This is a genomic window from Lysobacter sp. SCRH-1R (genome assembly GCF_057747855.1).
In genome coordinates, this window is record NZ_CM173227.1 from 1,027,159 (window position 1) to 1,044,086 (window position 16,928).

Below are 16,928 nucleotides of genomic sequence, written 5' to 3' on the forward strand. Positions count from 1 at the left end.
GGTCCGGATGAAGCTGGTCACCGCCTGGTTGCGAATCCCGTTCTGGCAGCGCGTGCTGGCGGGCTTCGTATTGGGCGCGCTGGCGGGCTGGGCCTTCGGCCACTCCGCCGAAACCTGGTTCGGGCCGCTGGGCACGATCTACGTCACGCTCATCAAGATGATCGCCGTGCCGCTGGTCTTCTTCGCGGTGATGAACGCCATCGGCAGCCTGCACGGGCAGAAATCGGTCGCGGCGCTCGGCGGACGCACGTTCGTGTGGTTCGCGATCACCGCCGCGCTGGCGGTCGGCGTCGGCCTGCTCATCGGCTGGCTGCTGCAGCCCGGGCACGGCGTGAGCGGCCTGACCATGGCCGCCGATTACACCGTGCGCGTGGTGCCGTCGCCGAAGGACGTGCTGCTCGACGTCATTCCGACCAATCCGTTCAAGGCGTTGAGCGAAGGCAAGATCCTGCAGGTGATCGTGTTCGCCGGGCTGGTCGGTTTCGCGCTGGTGAAGCTGGGCGAACGCGTCTCCGGCCTGCGCAAGCTGGTCGGCGAAGCCAGCGACACGATGGTGCAGGTCACGCGCTTCGTGCTGGAAATGACGCCGCTGGGCACCTTCGGCCTGATCGCCTCGCTGGTGGGCGCGTATGGCTTCGAGAAGCTCCTGCCGCTGGGCACGTTCGTGTTCGCGCTGTACCTGGCGTGCGCGATCCACATCGTGTTCGTCTACGGCAGCCTGATCGCGCTGCACGGGCTCAATCCGCTGAAGTTCTTCCGCGGCGCGGCGCCGGGCATGCAGGTGGCGTTCGTCGCCTCGTCGAGTTTCGCGGCGATGCCGGCGGCGATCCGCTCGGTCACGCACAACCTCGGCGTCGACAAGGACTACGCGGCGTTCGCCGTGCCGCTGGGCGCGAGCATCAAGATGGACGGCTGCGGCGCGATCTATCCCGCGCTGACGTCGATGTTCGTCGCGCAGTACTTCGGCCTGCACCTGGAGCCGGGGCAATACGCGACGATCCTGATCGCCTCGGTGCTCGGCAGTTTCGGCACGGCGGGCGTGCCGGGCACGGCGATCGTGATGGTGACGCTGGTGCTCTCCGCCGCGGGATTGCCGCTGGAAGGCATCGGTTATCTCGTCGCGATCGACCGCGTGCTCGACATGATGCGCACGATGACGAACGTGACGGGCCAGATGGTCGTGCCGGTGATCGTGGCGAAGGAATCGGGCCTGCTCGACCGCGACGTGTACGAAGCCGCATCCAGCAACCTCGGCGTGGCCGCGGGCGAGAAGGCCGAGGTCCACGCGACGCGGGACACCGCCTGATGGACGCCGCCCGGGTCGAACTGGTCGAACTGGTCGAACGTTTCCCGGGCGCTGCGGACTACTGCCGCCTGCGCGCGGAGGCCGGCATGGCGCCGCGCACGCTCGAAGCGGCGCGACGCGGGCTGCCGAACACGCTGTACGGCGTGAGTCTGCTGCTCGACGGGCAGGTGGTCGGCATGGGCCGCGTGATCGGCGACGACGGCTGCTTCTTCATCGTGGTCGACATCGCGGTGACGCCGGCGCTGCAGGGGCAGGGCCTGGGCAAGCGGATCATGACCGCGCTCGATGGCTGGCTCCGCGCCAACGCGCCGCCCTCGGCGGTGGTCTCGCTGGTGGCCGATGGCGACGCGAAGCACCTTTACGCCAGATTCGGCTTTGTCGAAACCACCCCGTTTTCGGTAAACATGGAGTATCAGGCCGGATAGCCCGGCCGCGCCTTCACGGAGGAAGCCCATGCGTCACCGCTGCTGGATCCTGTCCACCCTGCTGCTCGCCGGATGCGCGACGCAGGCGCCCATCGCGAACGACGGGGCCACGCGTTCCGGCCAGGTCGGCATGAACGAGATCAGCGCGCTGATTCCCCAGCCCTCGCGCATGGAGCTGGCGGACAACGAATCCTTCCTGATGCCGATCGAGGACGACGCGAACCCGATGCCGGCGTATCCCGAAACGCTGCTCGCGCGGCGCCTGCCGCTGCAGGCGGTGTGCGTGCGCGTCGGCGTGGATCGCGACGGCGGCGTGCTGTCGTCCGCGCCGGCCATCGCGCCGCCGAATTGCCCGGAACCCGCGGACCCGGCGTTCTTCGAGGCGGTGCGCGGCGCGGTCGCCGGCTGGCGCTACGATCCCGCGCTGCGCTGCGTGTTCCCCGATGCGAAGACGAAGGACGACACCGTGGGCAGCTGCGGCGGTTACACGGAGATCCGCGAGGCGGTGACGCTCACCTACCGCTTCATGTTCGAGCAGAAGGACGGGCGCGGCAGCGTGCGGATGGCGAAGTAGCGATCACACCCGCGAGTACGACCACGACACCATGCGCCCGTCGTGGTACGGCATCACGCCGTGGAACGCGCGCGGGTCGTCGTCGAACACCAGCGGCAGGAAGTTGCGGTCGCCTTCCCACATCGGCAGTTCGTCGAGCTTTTCGATCGGCACCCACTCCAGCGTGCCTTCCGGATTGCTCGAATGCGGCGTGCCCCGATAACGCGTGACCACGAAGACGAAGCCGAGCCAGTCCTCGCCGTGCTTGCCGAAGCCCGGCCAGCTGATCGTGCCGCGCAACTGCATCGCCTCGCATTCGATGCCGGCTTCCTCCAGGATCTCGCGCCGCATGCCGGCGACGACGTCCTCGTCGGCTTCGAGCTTGCCGCCCAACCCGTTGTATTTGCCGAGCTGGTGGTCGTCGGGCCGCGCGTTGCGATGGACCATCAGCACTTGGCGGCCGTCGGGCGAGAGCACGTAGCCGAGCGTGGCGACGATGGGCGTGTACGGCATCAGCGTGCGCCCTTGCCGGCGGCGGCCTGTTGTTCCTTCAGCGTCCTGTCGAACGCGGCCTGCGCGCGGTCGGCGTAGGCGCGGCAGGTGAGCGTCGTCGGCGTGGTCGATTCGCCGAGCTTCCAGCCCGACGCATCCGGATGCGGCGTCAGCAGCAGGTCGCACGGAAGCGTGCGCACTTCGGCGAACGCGCGGCGGTAATCGTCGACGATGCGCGGCTGGCGCGGATTGCCGACGAGTTTGTAGCCCGGTGCGCTCAGGCTGTCGACGTAGGCGATGCGCAGCGGCTTGCCGGCCTTCGCGTCGGTCCAGGTCCAGCTCAGGCTTCCCGGCGTGTGGCCGGGCGTGAAGTGCGCGGTGAATGCGACGCCGCCGAGTTCGACCACCTCGCCATCCATCACGATGCGATCGGCATGCACCGGCGGGAACAGCATGCCGTCGCCGAAATGCAGGTCGTCGAAACCGCCACGTTCAAGCAGTGCGGCCGATTCGGCGTTCGTCGCGACCCGCGCGCCGGTCGCGCGCCTGATCGCGGCGATCGGGCCGGCGTGATCGATGTGCGCGTGGCTGTGCAGGATCAGCTTGAGGTCCGACGGCGCGACGCCGAGATCGCGCATGTGCGCGAGCAGCATGTCGGCCGCCTCCGGCAGGCCGCCGTCGATCAGCACCGCGCCGGCATCGGTCTTCACCAGCACCGCGCTCAGGCCTTCGGTGCCGATGTACCAGCTGCGATCGCCCAGCGCGAACGGCGCGATGGGACGGCGCCAGGCGTCGGGGGATTCGTACGCGCGCGCCTTCGGCAGCAACGGTTCGGCAGCGTGCAGCGGCAGGGAGGACAACGCGGTCAGCAGGACACAAAGCGCGGTGGGCAGGCGCATGGCGAAGTCGAAGCGTGGGAAGCGCACAGTGTAAGCGCCCGCGTCGCGCGGACGATCACGCCGGGCGCGGCGGCGCGCGTCAGGACACGCGCGGCAATGTCGAACGCCGGTACACCAGCCGCACCGCGAGCAGCGCCGCCGGAATCGGCAACAGCAGGCCGGCCACCGCGAGCCAGGTCGGATGCGGCACCTTCATGATCATGCCCACCACGCCGGACATCACCACCAGCGCGACCAGCAGCGCGGCGGCGGTCTGATGCCGCGCGAGCTTCGCGCCCGCCAGCGCGCCGACGAAGGTGCCCAGCACCCACGCGATCAGCACCAGCAGCTTCGCGCCGAACGGCATCGCCGCGACGAACGCGGCGAAGGCGGCTTCGTTGGCCGGATCGGTGGGATCCAGTCCGGTCGGCGGCGGCCACGCGCGATGTCCGAGCGCCTCGACCGCCGCGATCACCGCGATCGCGACCACCACGCCGACCAGCATCCCAAGGATCGTGCGTCCCATCGCGCTGCCTCCCTCGAAGCCGGCGCGCGGGCGCCGGCGGTGCGGCGAGGATCGCGCGCGCGCGTTGCCGCCGCAAGCGCGCGCCGGCCGCGCATAATCGAACGCCTTGGTATCGATGCCACACGGAGCCCGCGATGACCGATTCACCGCCCCGCCTGCTCGCTTTCGCCGGCAGCCTGCGCCAGGGCTCCTACAACCGGCGCCTGGTCCACGTGCTGGCCGAAGGCGCGCGCGCCGCGGGTGCGCAGGTCACGCTGATCGAACTGCGCGATTACCCGCTGCCGGTCTACGACGGCGACATCGAAGCCGACGGCATGCCCGCGCCCGTGCGCGAACTGCAGGCGCTGATGGCGAACCACGACGGCCTGCTCATCAGCACGCCCGAGTACAACGGCTCGATGCCGGCGCTGGTGAAGAACACGCTGGACTGGATCTCGCGACCGCTCGAGTCCGGCCGTTCCGGCGTGACGCTGTTCCAGGACAAGGTGGCGGGCATCGTGTCCGCCTCGCCCGGCCCGCTGGGCGGATTGCGTTCGCTGCTGGTGCTGCGCGACGCGCTTGCGAAACTCGGCCTGCTGGTCGTGCCGCAGCAGGTCGCGGTGGGGCAGGCGGCCGACAAGCTGACCGACTACGGCGTCCTCAACGACGACCGCCTGCGCACGGGCGTGCACGGCGTGGGCGCGGCGGTGGTGCGCCACCTGGGCGTGATGAACCGGATGGACGATCGGAAAGGAGCGACGGCATGAGCGGGCGTCAGCGCGAACTCAACCTGCGGTTCCTCGCCGAACCGACCGACGTGAACTACGGCGGCAAGGTCCACGGCGGCATGGTGATGAAGTGGATCGACCAGGCCGGCTACGCGGCTGCGGTCGGCTGGAGCGGCACCTACAGCGTGACGGTCGCCGTTGGCGGCATCCGCTTCGTCGCGCCGATCCGCATCTCCGACCTGGTGACCGTGCACACCAAGCTGGTCCACACCGGCACCACGAGCATGCACTTCGCCGTCGACGTGAAGGCGCGTGATCCGATGGAAGGCCCCGAGCAGGAGCGGCTGTGCACGCACTGCATCATCGTCTTCGTCGCGCTGGACGCGGTGGAGGGCAAGCCCACGCCGGTACCGCCGTGGACGCCGGTGAACGAGGACGACAAGCGCCTGGCCGAGTACGCGCTCAAGGTGATGGACCTGAGCAAGGGCATCGAGCAGACCGTCGAACGCCTCGCCGCGGTGAACGAAGGCGCCTGAGCCCCGCTGTCGTAGCCCGGGCAAGCGAAGCGCACCGGGGATTGACCTTCAGCCGCGCTTGAACCCGCACCGGTCCATCCAGGACGAGGTCCACCTCCAAACAAAAAAGGCCGCCCAACGGCGGCCTTTCCTTCACGCGCTTGCCGACGGATCAGATTCCGTCGATGCGGCGCGCTTCCATGAACTTCTGGCTCCAGTAGCCCGTCTCCAGGCTGGACACCTGCACGTCCTTGCCACGGCTGGGCGCGTGGACGAAGCGGCCTTCGCCGACGTAGATGCCGACGTGGTCGACGCGGCCACGGCGGCCGAAGAACACCAGGTCGCCGGCGCTGAGCTTGGCGCGATCGGAGACCAGTTCGCCGGTCTTGGCCATCTCGCGCGAGACGCGCGGCAGTTCGATGCCCAGGGCGTTGCGGAACACGTAACCGACCAGGCCGCTGCAGTCGAAGCCCTTGTTCGGATCGCTGCCGCCCCAGCGATACGGCGTGCCCAGCAGGGCCATCGCGCGCTGCAGGACGGTCTTTATCTTGCTCTGCTCCTCGGCCGGCAGCTGCGCCACCGGATCGGCGGCAGCGGCGGCTGGCGCGACCACGCGGTTCATGTCGGTGGCGAGCAGCAGCGCGCGGTCGGACAGGCTCATCGCCTCCGTCAGCGTGTGGCGTGCGACCGGGGCCGGGGCGTCGGCGGAATCGCCGGCCAGCGAGGACGACGGCATCTGCTGCGCGAAGGCGGGAGCGGCCATCAGGGCCAGCGCGGCGGCGATCGCGAACCGGATCGAGGTCCGGTGTCGGCAGGTCGGGGCGGCGGTGGCGCCAATGGTCGGAAGGGACATCACGCAGTCATCACGCAAAAGAATCGCGGGGGATGATGCCTGCCTGAGCGGCGAATGTCGTTCGAATTTCGTAAGTTTTTCGTTATCTGAACTCGCCGCCTGTCACAAATCGTGCCAACGGGTTCACCCGACCTTCACCGCAGGATCCGTTTGGCCCCGGTGTAGTGGTCGCGCCAGTAGCTGCCGTCGAGGTGGTCCAGGCGCACCGTCCCGCCGGTGCTGGGGGCATGCACGAAGCGGCCTTCGCCGACGTAGATGCCCACGTGGGTCACGGTTCCGCTCTGGCCGAAGAACACCAGGTCGCCCGCGGCGAGGCGCTCGGGCACGATCCTGGGGCCCTGGTATGCGGCGAGGTCGCGCGAGGTCCGGGGCAGGCTCAGCGACAGCATGTCGCGGTAGACGTAATTGACCAGCCCGCTGCAGTCGAAGCCGCCCTCGGGGGTGTTGCCGCCGTAGCGATAGGGCGTGCCGACCAGGCTGATCGCCCGCATCAGCACGGCGTTCGCCGCCGCCGGATCGGCCGGCTCGACCACCGGCCAGGCGCGCTGCTTGGGCGGTGTTTGGCGCACGGTTTCGCGACCGCCGCCGCAGCCGGCGAGCGCCGCCGCGAGGCCGATCGCGAGAAAGAGGAGGAGGCCGCGCGCTGGCGCGGGAATGAGCTTGCCGGGATAATGCCGAGCTTTCGTCACGGCCGGTACTTTGGCCGTTCATGTCGCCGACGGCAAGCCTGCCGCCGCATCCGCGCCGCCGCCGTCGCGGCCACCAGCCGAGTTCCAGTCCTATGAAGATCGAGAAAGACCGCGTCGTCCGTTTCCATTACACCGTCTCCGAAGCCGGCCAGGAGCCGCTGGAAACCTCCGAGGGCCGCGATCCGCTGGCGATCCTGATCGGCCACGGCAACATCATCCCGGGCCTGGAAAAAGCGATGGACGGGCGCGAGGCCGGCGAAAAGTTCGAAGTGGACGTCCCCGCCGCCGAAGCCTACGGCGAGCGTCGCGAAGGCCTGACCCAGCGCGTGCCGAAGAAGCACTTCAAGGGCGCCCGCCTGGAGCCGGGCATGCAGGCCGTGCTGCCGACCAACTTCGGTCCGCGCGCCGTCACCATCCAGAAGGTCGGCATGAGCGTGGTCGACGTCGACCTGAACCACCCGATGGCCGGCAAGGACCTGCACTTCGCCATCGAGCTCGTCGACGTGCGTGAAGCCACGCCGGAAGAAATCGAGCACGGCCACGTGCACGGCGACGGCGGTCACCACCACTGATCCGCGCTTCGATCGATCCGGAAGGCCCGCGCAAGCGGGCCTTTCTTTTTCGGACGAAGGTGACGCACCGGCGGACGCGGCCGGTTCCGATCCACGCGTGCGGCGTTCTCCGACCGCGTGCTTGCCGTCTTTCGCAGGATCGCCGACGCACCGCATGCTCTAATCGTTCAGCGGCAAACGGGGGAGACCGATGCAGGGGAAGGACGGATGCTGACCATGCGATCCGGCGAAGACGCGCGACCGGCCGTGCCGGTCGCCGCCGGCGAGCGTCTGGTGTCGCTGGACGTGTTGCGCGGACTCGCGCTGCTGGGCATCGGCCTGATGAACGTGGAGTACTTCGGCCGCCCGTTGCGCGACATGGGGCAGGGACTCGAACCGGGGCAGGCGCCGTTCGACCACGCGCTTTCGTGGCTGGTGTACGTGTTCGTGCAGGGCAAGTTCTGGATCCTGTTCTCGCTGCTGTTCGGCATGGGGTTCGCGCTGATGGACGAACGCGCGCGGGCCGCCGACACCGACTTCCGGACGCTGCACCTGCGCCGGGCGACGGGGCTGCTGGTGATCGGGCTCGCGCACGCGCTGCTGGTCTGGGCGGGCGACATCCTCGTCCCGTACGCGCTGGGTGCGTTCGTGCTGCTGTGGTTCCGCGATGCCGCGCCCGAACGGCAGGGGGCCTGGGGCGCGGCGCTGTACGGACTGCCCGCGCTGGCGATGGTCCTGATGGGCGCGTTGTGGATGTGGGTCGATCCGGCGTCGGTCGCGGATACCGACAACGCCACCGATACGGCGCGGCGTGCGCTGGAGGAATCCCGTCGCGCCGGAGAGATCGCCGCGTATACGACCGGCTCTTGGCCGGACGCCGTGCGGGAGCGTGCGCGTTTCCTGGTCGGCAACCTGGACGAGACGCTCGTGTTCGAGGTCTTCGCCATCGGCGTGTTCCTGCTGGGCGCATGGCTGCTGCGCAGCGGGGCGATCGCCGAGCCCGCCGCGCACGCCGGTCTGCATCGCGCACTGCGGTTCGTCGCGTTGCCGGCCGGCGTGGCGCTCGCGTTGGCGAGCGCGTCGGTCGCGGTCCAGTTCGACCTGGAGGCCAATGCCGGCCGCGCGCTGCTCGCGATGTCGCTGATGCTGGTCGCCTCGCCGCTCATGAGCCTGGGCTATCTGTCGTGGACGCTGCGCGCGCTGCACACGCGCACGGGGGCGCGCCTGCTGGGAGCGCTCGCGCCGGCCGGCCGCATGGCGCTGACGAACTACCTGCTGCAGTCGCTGGTCGGCACATGGGTGTTCTACGGCTACGGCCTGGGGCGGTGGGGGCAGGTGCCGCGTCGCTGGCAGTTGCTGGGCATGGTGGCGCTGTTTCTCGTGCAGGTCGTCGCGAGCCGGGCCTGGCTGGCCCGGTTCCGCTTCGGTCCGGTGGAATGGCTCTGGCGGGCTTGCACGTATGGGCATCTTCCGCCCATGCGGACCGCGACGGCCCGGAGCCCCTAAACTCATGCCCATGGAACAGCGCGAAGATGTGGTGATCGTCGGCGCCGGCGTGATCGGTCTGGCCAGCGCCCTGGCTCTTCTGGAGAGCGGACGAAGCGTCCGCGTGATCGACGCCGGCCGCGTCGGCGGCGGCAGTTCGCACGGCAATTGCGGCACCATCACGCCCAGCCACGCACCGCCTCTGGCCGCGCCCGGCGTCGTCCTGCGCGCGCTGCGCTGGATGCTCACGCCCGACGCGCCGCTGTACGTCGCGCCGCGTTTCGATCCCGCGCTCTGGTCATGGCTGCTGCGCTTCGCGGTCCGCTGCAACGACCGCGACTGGCGCAGCAGTGCACGTGCCAAGTCCGCCATCCTCAACGACTCGCGCGATCGCCTGGCCGACTGGGTGCGCGATTACGGCCTGGCCTGCGAATTCGCCCATTCCGGCGAGGATTACGTCTTCCGCGATCCGCACGAGTTCGAGCATTTCCAGGACGAAGTCGGATTCCTGCGCGAGCTGGGCGTGCGCGTGGACGTGGTGGACGGCCCGACATACGAACTGATGGAGCCGGCGCTGAAGCCCGGCGTCGCCGGCGCGATCCGCTTCGATGGCGATGCGGTGCTGCGACCCGACCGCTACGTCGGCGAACTCGCGCGCGTGGTGCGGGCGCGCGGCGGCACCATCGTCGAACACTGCGCGTTCACCGGCGTGCGCGAGGACGGCGACGGCGTGCGCGTGTCCACCTCGCAGGGCGAGCTGGCGGCCCGCGAGATGGTGATGGCGCTGGGCGCGTGGTCGCCGAAGCTCGCCGATGCGATCGGCGCACCGGCGTTGAAAGGCGCGATCCAGCCCGGCAAGGGCTACTCGATCACGTACTCCACGCCCTCGCGCGTGCCGCGCCGGCCGCTGGTGCTGCGCGAGCGCCAGGTCTGCGTGACCGCGTGGGAAAGTGGCTACCGGCTGGGCAGCACCATGGAATTCAGCGGCTACGACGACACGCTCAATCCGCGCCGCCTGGCCGCGCTGGAGCGCGGCGCGAGCGAATACCTGCACGAGCCCTACGGCGCGCAGAAGCAGGAGCAATGGTTCGGCTGGCGGCCAATGAGCTGCGACGACGTGCCGATCATCGGCCGCGTGCCCGGCAACGACCGCATCGTCGTCGCCACCGGTCACGGCATGATGGGCGTGAGCATGAGCGCGGCGACCGGCCAGCTCGTCGCCGACCTCGTCATCGGGCGCCGGCCGGACATCGATCCGGCGCCTTACGCGCTCGAGCGCTTTTCGTGAGCGCGCACGCATGAGCCTTCGCACATGAACATCGACGCGACCGGTTTCGACCTGATCGTCATCGGCGGCGGCTCCGGCGGCCTCGCCGGTGCGTTCCGCGCGGCCGGGCATGGCGCGCGCGTCGCGCTGCTGGAACCGCACCTGCTGGGCGGCACCTGCGTGAACGTGGGCTGCGTGCCGAAGAAGGCGATGTGGCTCGCGGCGGACGTCGCCGGCCGGCTCCGGCTGGCGCAGACGCTCGGCTTCGACATCCCGCCGGCGACCCTCGACTGGCCGGAGTTCATCGTCCATCGCGAGCGCTACATCGCCAACATCCACGCCAGCTACCGTCGTCGGCTCGACGAGGCCGGCATCATGGTCGTGCCGAGCTTCGCCCACTTCATCGACGCGCAGACGGTCGAATGCGAGAACGGCACGCGGTTGCGCGCACCCCGCATCCTGATCGCCACGGGCGGTCGGCCGCATCGTCCCGCCATCCCGGGGGCCGAATGGGGCGCGGTGTCGGACGATTTCTTCCAGTGGCGCGCCGCGCCCGGACGCGTGGCGATCGTCGGCGGTGGCTACGTCGCGGTCGAACTGGCCGGCCTGCTGCAGGCGCTGGGCAGTCGCGTCGAGCTGTTCGTGCGCGGTGATCGCCTGCTCAACGGCTTCGATCACGAACTGGCACTGCAACTGGGCGAGGACTACCGGCAGTCCGGCATCCACTTGCATTTCGGTCATTCCGTCGCGGCGCTGGAAGACGAAGGCAAGCGCGTGCGCTGCGACGACGGATCGCTCAGCGGGCCGTTCGACGCGGTGCTGTTCGCCACCGGCCGCAAGCCCAACAGCGAGCGCCTCCAACTCGACCGCGCGGGCGTGGCCACCGACGTCGGTGGCCACGTCGCCGTGGACGTGCGGCACGCGACCAACGTCGAGGGCATCTTCGCGGTGGGCGACATCACGCCCGATCCGCCGCTTACGCCCGTCGCCATCGCCGCCGCGCGCCGGCTGATGGACCGCCTGTACGGCGGCGCGACCGCGTTGCTGGATCCGCGCGACATCCCGACCGTGGTGTTCTCGCACCCGCCGATCGGGCAGGTCGGGCTGACCGAACGCGAGGCGCGCGAAGTGCATGGCGATGCGGTGCAGGTCTATCGCGCGGGATTCCGCCCGATGCTCGCCGCGCTCGCCGACATTCCGCAGCGCAGCCTGTTCAAGCTTGTGTGCGTGGGCGACGAGCGCCGCGTCGTCGGCATCCACCTGCTCGGCGAAGCGGCCGACGAGATCCTCCAGGGCTTCGCCGTCGCGCTCAAGCGCGGCATCACCCTGGACCACCTGCGCGACACCGTCGCCATCCATCCGACCAGCGCCGAGGAAGTGGTGCTGATGCGCTGAGCGCGCGCACCGAGACCCTACGATGAACGTTCCGCACGACACCGACGTCTTCACCCTGCATCGCGGCACCGCGCCGCTGCTGGTGAGCCTGCCGCACGACGGCAGCCACATTCCCGAGGAACTGGCCGGGCGCATGGTGCCGGCGGCACGTCGCGCGCCCGACACCGACTGGCACGTCTCGGTGCTGTACGACTTCGCGCGCGAACTGGGCGCGTCGATCGTCGTGCCGCGCCACTCGCGCTACGTGGTCGACCTGAACCGCCCGCCCGACGACACCTCGCTCTATCCCGGCCAGAACACCACCGGCCTGTGCCCGGCGGTGCAGTTCACCGGCGAACCGGTCTACCTGGACGGGCAGGCCCCGGACGAGGCGGAAGTGGCGCAGCGCGTCGAACGTTACTGGCGCCCGTACCACGAGGCGCTGGCCGGCGAGATCGAACGCATCCGCGCCCTGCACGGTCGCGTCGTGCTGTGGGAAGGCCATTCGATCCGCGGCAGGGACCTGCCGTTCCTGTTCGAAGGCCGCCTGCCGGACCTCAACCTCGGCACGTCCGGCGGCGCGAGCTGTTCGCCCGCTCTGCAGCAGCGACTTGAAGCCGTGCTGGCGGGGCAGATCGACTTCGACCATGTCGTGAACGGCCGCTTCAAGGGCGGCTACATCACGCGCCATTACGCTGATGTGGCGCGCGGCATTGAAGCGGTGCAACTGGAAGTCAGCCAGCGCAACTACATGGACGAGGACAGCTTCGCGTACGACGCCGGCAAGGCGGCGGTATTGCAGGCGGTGATCCGCAACCTGCTGCTGGCGACGCTTTCGCGCTGAGGCAGACGCCGCGGACTTGGAAGGGGCGACGCATGCTGCGTCGCGTGGGGAGATGCCGCTCGGCCGGGTTCCCTGGCGCCTGATCTCGCGACGTCACCGCGCAGCCAGGCATCCATCCGGAACGCCCCGCCGCCTGCGCGGCGGGGCGTTTGGGCTCACCGCATCCGCAACGCGCGGACACGGTTCATGAGGCCGCCCGGCGGGCCGGAGCACAGGTACACCGTGCGGCTGCCTGAGATCACGATGTAGCCGGCGCCGGGCGTGCGCCAGACGTCCTTGCGCTGCGCGGTGTCGACCGCCCACACCCAACTCGTGCCGCCCGTGTTGTCCTGTGTGCCGAAGAACACCATGCCTTGCGTCGCCACGACGTTCCCGAGGGTGTTCTTCTGGGTAGCGTACTCCGCCGGCGGGCTCCACGACCACAGCACCTGTCCGTTGCGTTCGTCGATCGCATCGAGCGTCAGCGAATAGCCTCCGCGAAGCGCGTAGATCACGCCGTCCGCGACGGCGAAGAACTGGTTGTAGTTGGAGGTGGTGGTCCATTCCCAACTGCGGTCGGCGATGCTGAAGCTCGACAGGCGTGCACCGTAACCGTCGCGGTACGAGCGCGCGATCAGATTGCCCCGCCCACCGAGCACCACCGCACCCGATCCCGGAAGCGGCGTTCCGTCTGCCGACGGGTCGAAGATGCTGGCGACGTAGGCGCCAGTCCTGCGATCCAGCATCTCGATCGTCTGCCCGGCCGGGTAATACACGTACGTATCGTCGATCGTCGGGGTGGCCGACAACAGGCCCACGCGCGGCATCGCCCAGTCGCGCACGCCGGTTTCGGCGTTGGCGGCGTGGAGTTCGTCGCCGTTGTAGCCCGCGAAGAAGTACATGGTGCCGTCGCGACGCGAGGGAGCCAGCGTGGTCGCGAGCGGCTGCGTCGTCTCGGCGTAGGTGAAGGCCACTGCGCCCGTTTTGCCGTCGAGTGCGGTGATCAGCTCGTTGCCGCCCACCTTGGCGAGGTAGACCAGTTTCCCGTTGCTGCCGGGCGCGACCCCGTGCAGTTCGTCCGAAATCGGACGGTTCCAGCGCGAGGTGCCATCGGCTTCATCGAACTGGACGACCGTGGAGCCGCGCTGGCTGCCATCGCTCATGGTGTTGCCGCTGATGACCAGCAGCGAGCCGCTCGTGGTGGTCGGACGAGCGATGTAGCTCTCAACGGCCGAGGGCGCCATCGGCGCCGTCCATTCCCACGCCAGCTTCAATCGCGCCGGATCGATCCGGGTGGGCACGTAACTGGTGTGCGAGGCATCGCGCATCAACGTTTCCCACTCGCCGAGCGATGTGATCTCGATGCGGTAATCGACCTGGACCGGCGTGCCATACGTCTGCGAGCAGGCTGTGTCGGCGCACGCGGTGATCTCCAGCCGGTCGGCGTGCATTCCCGCGATCAGGTCGCTCCGGATCGCGAGCTCGTAGCGGAAGGTGCCGTTCGTTGGCGCCGGTTTCACGCCGGGCGCGTTGAAGGCGTCACCGAGGTCGACCACCTTCAGGTGCACCGGCGCGCCGGCGGCGCCGTCGCTCGCCTTCCACGTGCCTTCCAGGATCGCCGTCGCCGTTTCCCCGACGGTGGCGGTCGCGGTGACCGGCCCCCTGGGCGTGATCGTCACCGTGCCGCTCGGGCCCGGCGCCGGCGGCGGGGTCGACGAGCCTCCGTCGTCTCCGCTGTCGCTGCCACCCCCGCCACCACAGCCGGCCAGCGCGAAGCCGACCAGTACCGCGGCCAGAATCCCTGCGTGTCTCGAAGCCACGACTCCCCCTTGTGTCCATGAGTTTTCGCGCCGGCGTCGTGCTCGGCGCGTTGTTGCCCGGGGCTCCCCAGCCCCGTCTACCGCATCAGACTTCCAGCGTCGCCAGGTCGCCCTTGGTTTCGAGCCACTGCTTGCGATCGCCCGCGCGCTTCTTGGCGAGCAGCATGTCCATCAGCGAATGCGTCTGCGTGTCGTCGTCGACAGTGAGCTGCACCAGCCGGCGCGTGTCCGGATGGATCGTCGATTCGCGCAGCTGCGAGGGGTTCATCTCGCCCAGGCCCTTGAAGCGGGTGACGTTGACCTGGCCGCTCATGCCCTTCTTGCGGTCGCCCTTCTCGCGCTCGATCTTCTCCAGCAGGATGCGCTTTTCCTCTTCGTCCAGCGCGTAGAACACGTGCTTGCCCACGTCGACGCGGAACAGCGGCGGCATCGCGACGAACACGTGCCCGGCCGCGACCAGCGACGGGAAATGCTTGAGGAACAACGCGCTGAGCAGCGTGGCGATGTGCAGGCCGTCGGAGTCCGCGTCGGCCAGGATGATCACCTTGCCGTAGCGCAGGCCCGACAAATCGTCCTTGCCCGGATCGCAACCGATCGCGACGGCGAGGTCGTGCACTTCCTGCGAGGCGAGCACGCTGCCGGAGGCGACTTCCCAGGTGTTCAGGATCTTGCCGCGCAACGGAAGAATGGCCTGGAAATCCTTGTCGCGGGCCTGGCGCGCGCTGCCGCCCGCCGAGTCGCCTTCGACCAGGAACAACTCGGTGCGCGAGAGGTCCTGGCTGGAGCAGTCGGCCAGCTTGCCCGGCAGCGCGGGGCCCTGCGTGATCTTCTTGCGGACGACCTGCTTTTCGGTCTTCAAACGCGCTGCGGCGCGCTCGATCGCCAGCTGCGCGATCTTCTCGCCCAGTTCGACGTGCTGGTTGAGCCACAGCGAGAACGCATCGTGCGCGGCGCCTTCGACGAACGCGGCGGCCTGGCGCGACGACAGGCGTTCCTTGGTCTGCCCGCTGAACTGCGGGTCGGTCATCTTGATGCTGAGCACGAAGGCGACGCGGTCCCACACGTCTTCCGGCGCGAGCTTCACCCCGCGCGGCAGCAGGTTGCGGAAGTCGCAGAACTCGCGCAGCGCATCGGTGAAGCCGGTGCGCAGGCCGTTGACGTGCGTGCCGTGCTGCGCGGTCGGGATGAGGTTGACGTAGCTTTCCTGCACCAGCTCGCCTTCCACGACCCACGCCACCGCCCAATCCGCGGTCTCGGTGTCCTTGGTCAGCTTGCCGACGAAGAGTTCGGGCGGGAGCAGTTCGCGTTCGGCGAGTTCGCCCCGCAGGTAATCGCGCAGGCCGTCCTCGTAGTACCACTCGTTGCGCTCGTCGGTCGCTTCGTCGAACAGCTTCACCGTGAGGCCCGGGCACAGCACGGCCTTGGCGCGCAGCAGGTGGCGCAGCGCGCGCGCGTTGAACCTAGGCGTGTCGAAGTACTTCGCGTCCGGCCAGAAATGCACGCGCGTGCCGGTGTTCTTCTTGCCGACGCTGCCGACGACTTCCAGGGGCGTGGCGCGGTCGCCATCCTTGAACGTCATGCGGTATTCGTTGCCGTCGCGCTTGATGCGCACTTCCACGTGCTTCGACAGCGCGTTGACCACGCTCACGCCGACGCCGTGCAGGCCGCCGGAGAAGGTGTAGTTCTTGTTGCTGAACTTGCCGCCCGCGTGCAGGCGGGTGAGGATCAGCTCGACGCCGGGGATCTTCTCCTCCGGGTGGATGTCCACCGGCATGCCGCGGCCGTCGTCGGACACCGAGCAGCTGCCGTCGCTGTGCAGCGTCACCTCGATGGTGCGCGCGTGGCCGGCCAGCGCCTCGTCGACGGCGTTGTCGATGACTTCCTGCGCCAGGTGGTTCGGGCGCGCGGTGTCGGTGTACATGCCGGGGCGGCGCTTGACGGGGTCAAGGCCGGAAAGGACTTCGATGTCTGCGGCGTTGTAACGGGAACTCATTCTTCGACGACTTCTTCGACGACGTGCAAGGCGGAGCGGGGATGGTCGGTGGCCCGGGCCGGAAATTCAACACGGCGTGTAATGCCGGCAGGGTCGGTCAGCATCGCCGGCGTCCGTCACGCCGGGTGAGACGCGCCTGGGCGCCCCTTGTGTTGGCGCGGCGGCCACCCCACATCGGGTCCGGCGCCCCCGTTCAGTGCAGGCTCGGCGCCGCGAGGGTAGGGTGCCCGCCAGCGTCGCGGGCCCGCCCGCTGCGCCGTTTCTCTCCCCCTGGAGGTCGTACCGATGAACATCCGCAAGCTCGTCCTTCCCGCCGTGATCGCCGCCGCGCTGGCGACGCCCGCCTTCGCCCAGCAACAGCCGCCGCAGGCCGACAAGGCGAAGAGCGCGCAGTCGCAGGAGCCGCGCGGCAAGGCCGGGCAGAAGGCCGACGCGCCCAAGTCCGACACCGGCAAGTCCGGCAAGGACCGCAAGCCCGATCCGACCCGCGAGCCGGAGGAAGAGGACGATCGCTGAGAAGATCGCGAGCCGTTCGCGTCCGTTTGCAGGAAGAACAACGCCCCGCCTCGTGCGGGGCGTTTTCGTTGGCGGCTCCGCGACGCGACGACGGATACGCTTTTCGCGGCGCCATCGTGCCGCCGGCCGGCCATCGTGAACGCCGCCCGGCTCGC

At 69.3% G+C, this 16,928-nt stretch carries 18 protein-coding genes; 11 read left to right on the plus strand and 7 right to left on the minus strand.

The window, feature by feature from the left end; genetic code table 11:
- Positions 1-7: 7 nt before the first annotated feature.
- The 3 genes from AC3ANK_RS04740 to AC3ANK_RS04750 are packed head-to-tail and all read left to right on the plus strand — an operon-like array spanning position 8 to position 2,305.
- The gene (locus AC3ANK_RS04740; protein WP_206859741.1) at positions 8-1,306 is read left to right on the plus strand and encodes a dicarboxylate/amino acid:cation symporter; all 1,299 of its coding nucleotides are present in this window, start codon (positions 8-10) and stop codon (positions 1,304-1,306) included.
- A complete protein-coding gene (locus AC3ANK_RS04745) occupies positions 1,306-1,731 on the plus strand; it encodes a GNAT family N-acetyltransferase (RefSeq protein WP_242524978.1) in 426 nt (141 codons plus the stop codon). Before AC3ANK_RS04740 ends, AC3ANK_RS04745 begins: the two co-directional genes overlap by 1 nt.
- Positions 1,732-1,759: 28 nt before the next feature.
- Entirely contained in the window at positions 1,760-2,305 is a 546-nt protein-coding gene (locus tag AC3ANK_RS04750) for a hypothetical protein (RefSeq protein ID WP_206859740.1), read from the plus strand.
- 3 nt (positions 2,306-2,308) lie between these two features.
- On the opposite strand, the gene AC3ANK_RS04755 is transcribed toward AC3ANK_RS04750, so the two are convergent.
- The 3 genes from AC3ANK_RS04755 to AC3ANK_RS04765 form a co-directional block, all read right to left on the minus strand.
- Complete coding sequence (locus tag AC3ANK_RS04755; RefSeq protein ID WP_484172250.1) at positions 2,309-2,797, minus strand: NUDIX hydrolase; 489 nt, start codon at positions 2,795-2,797, stop codon at positions 2,309-2,311.
- Complete coding sequence (gene bla, locus AC3ANK_RS04760; RefSeq protein WP_206859738.1) at positions 2,797-3,675, minus strand: subclass B3 metallo-beta-lactamase; 879 nt, start codon at positions 3,673-3,675, stop codon at positions 2,797-2,799. The genes AC3ANK_RS04755 and bla overlap by 1 nt, the downstream gene beginning before the upstream one ends.
- A 79-nt stretch (positions 3,676-3,754) precedes the next feature.
- Positions 3,755-4,180 (minus strand): hypothetical protein, encoded by a 426-nt coding sequence (locus AC3ANK_RS04765; RefSeq protein WP_206859737.1) that lies wholly within the window; start codon positions 4,178-4,180, stop codon positions 3,755-3,757.
- A 134-nt stretch (positions 4,181-4,314) separates the two neighbouring features.
- On the opposite strand from AC3ANK_RS04765, the gene AC3ANK_RS04770 reads away from it, so the two are divergent.
- Together AC3ANK_RS04770 and AC3ANK_RS04775 are read left to right on the plus strand one after the other, a co-directional pair.
- Complete coding sequence (locus AC3ANK_RS04770; RefSeq protein WP_484172251.1) at positions 4,315-4,926, plus strand: NADPH-dependent FMN reductase; 612 nt, start codon at positions 4,315-4,317, stop codon at positions 4,924-4,926.
- Complete coding sequence (locus tag AC3ANK_RS04775; RefSeq protein WP_206859735.1) at positions 4,923-5,423, plus strand: acyl-CoA thioesterase; 501 nt, start codon at positions 4,923-4,925, stop codon at positions 5,421-5,423. Before AC3ANK_RS04770 ends, AC3ANK_RS04775 begins: the two co-directional genes overlap by 4 nt.
- 151 nt (positions 5,424-5,574) lie before the next feature.
- On the opposite strand, the gene AC3ANK_RS04780 is transcribed toward AC3ANK_RS04775, so the two are convergent.
- A complete protein-coding gene (locus tag AC3ANK_RS04780) occupies positions 5,575-6,165 on the minus strand; it encodes a C40 family peptidase (protein ID WP_484172841.1) in 591 nt (196 codons plus the stop codon).
- Between the two features lie 224 nt (positions 6,166-6,389).
- Positions 6,390-6,911: a C40 family peptidase gene (locus AC3ANK_RS04785; protein WP_484172842.1), complete on the minus strand. Its 522-nt coding sequence runs from the start codon at positions 6,909-6,911 to the stop codon at positions 6,390-6,392.
- Between the two features lie 125 nt (positions 6,912-7,036).
- Here AC3ANK_RS04785 and AC3ANK_RS04790 point away from each other — a divergent pair, with 125 nt between their 5' ends.
- The 5 genes from AC3ANK_RS04790 to hutG all read left to right on the plus strand — a co-directional run bounded on the left by AC3ANK_RS04790 (position 7,037) and on the right by hutG (position 12,465).
- Positions 7,037-7,516: an FKBP-type peptidyl-prolyl cis-trans isomerase gene (locus AC3ANK_RS04790; RefSeq protein ID WP_484172252.1), complete on the plus strand. Its 480-nt coding sequence runs from the start codon at positions 7,037-7,039 to the stop codon at positions 7,514-7,516.
- 216 nt (positions 7,517-7,732) lie between these two features.
- The gene (locus AC3ANK_RS04795) at positions 7,733-9,001 is read left to right on the plus strand and encodes a DUF418 domain-containing protein (protein ID WP_484172253.1); all 1,269 of its coding nucleotides are present in this window, start codon (positions 7,733-7,735) and stop codon (positions 8,999-9,001) included.
- Between the two features lie 10 nt (positions 9,002-9,011).
- Complete coding sequence (locus AC3ANK_RS04800) at positions 9,012-10,268, plus strand: NAD(P)/FAD-dependent oxidoreductase (protein WP_206860390.1); 1,257 nt, start codon at positions 9,012-9,014, stop codon at positions 10,266-10,268.
- Positions 10,269-10,292: 24 nt separating this feature from the next.
- On the plus strand, positions 10,293-11,642 hold the full coding sequence (gorA, locus tag AC3ANK_RS04805) for a glutathione-disulfide reductase (protein ID WP_484172254.1): 1,350 nt from the start codon (positions 10,293-10,295) through the stop codon (positions 11,640-11,642).
- Between the two features lie 22 nt (positions 11,643-11,664).
- Complete coding sequence (gene hutG / locus AC3ANK_RS04810) at positions 11,665-12,465, plus strand: N-formylglutamate deformylase (protein WP_484172255.1); 801 nt, start codon at positions 11,665-11,667, stop codon at positions 12,463-12,465.
- Positions 12,466-12,620: 155 nt separating this feature from the next.
- Here hutG and AC3ANK_RS04815 read toward each other — a convergent pair whose 3' ends face one another.
- Positions 12,621-14,264, minus strand: coding sequence for an outer membrane protein assembly factor BamB family protein (locus tag AC3ANK_RS04815; RefSeq protein ID WP_484172256.1), 1,644 nt, complete (start codon positions 14,262-14,264; stop codon positions 12,621-12,623).
- A gap of 85 nt (positions 14,265-14,349) precedes the next feature.
- Positions 14,350-16,257, minus strand: a complete 1,908-nt coding sequence (gene parE, locus AC3ANK_RS04820; protein WP_206859728.1) for a DNA topoisomerase IV subunit B — start codon at positions 16,255-16,257, stop codon at positions 14,350-14,352.
- 285 nt (positions 16,258-16,542) lie between these two features.
- Here parE and AC3ANK_RS04825 point away from each other — a divergent pair, with 285 nt between their 5' ends.
- Positions 16,543-16,773, plus strand: coding sequence for a hypothetical protein (locus AC3ANK_RS04825; RefSeq protein WP_206859727.1), 231 nt, complete (start codon positions 16,543-16,545; stop codon positions 16,771-16,773).
- Positions 16,774-16,928: the final 155 nt, after the last annotated feature.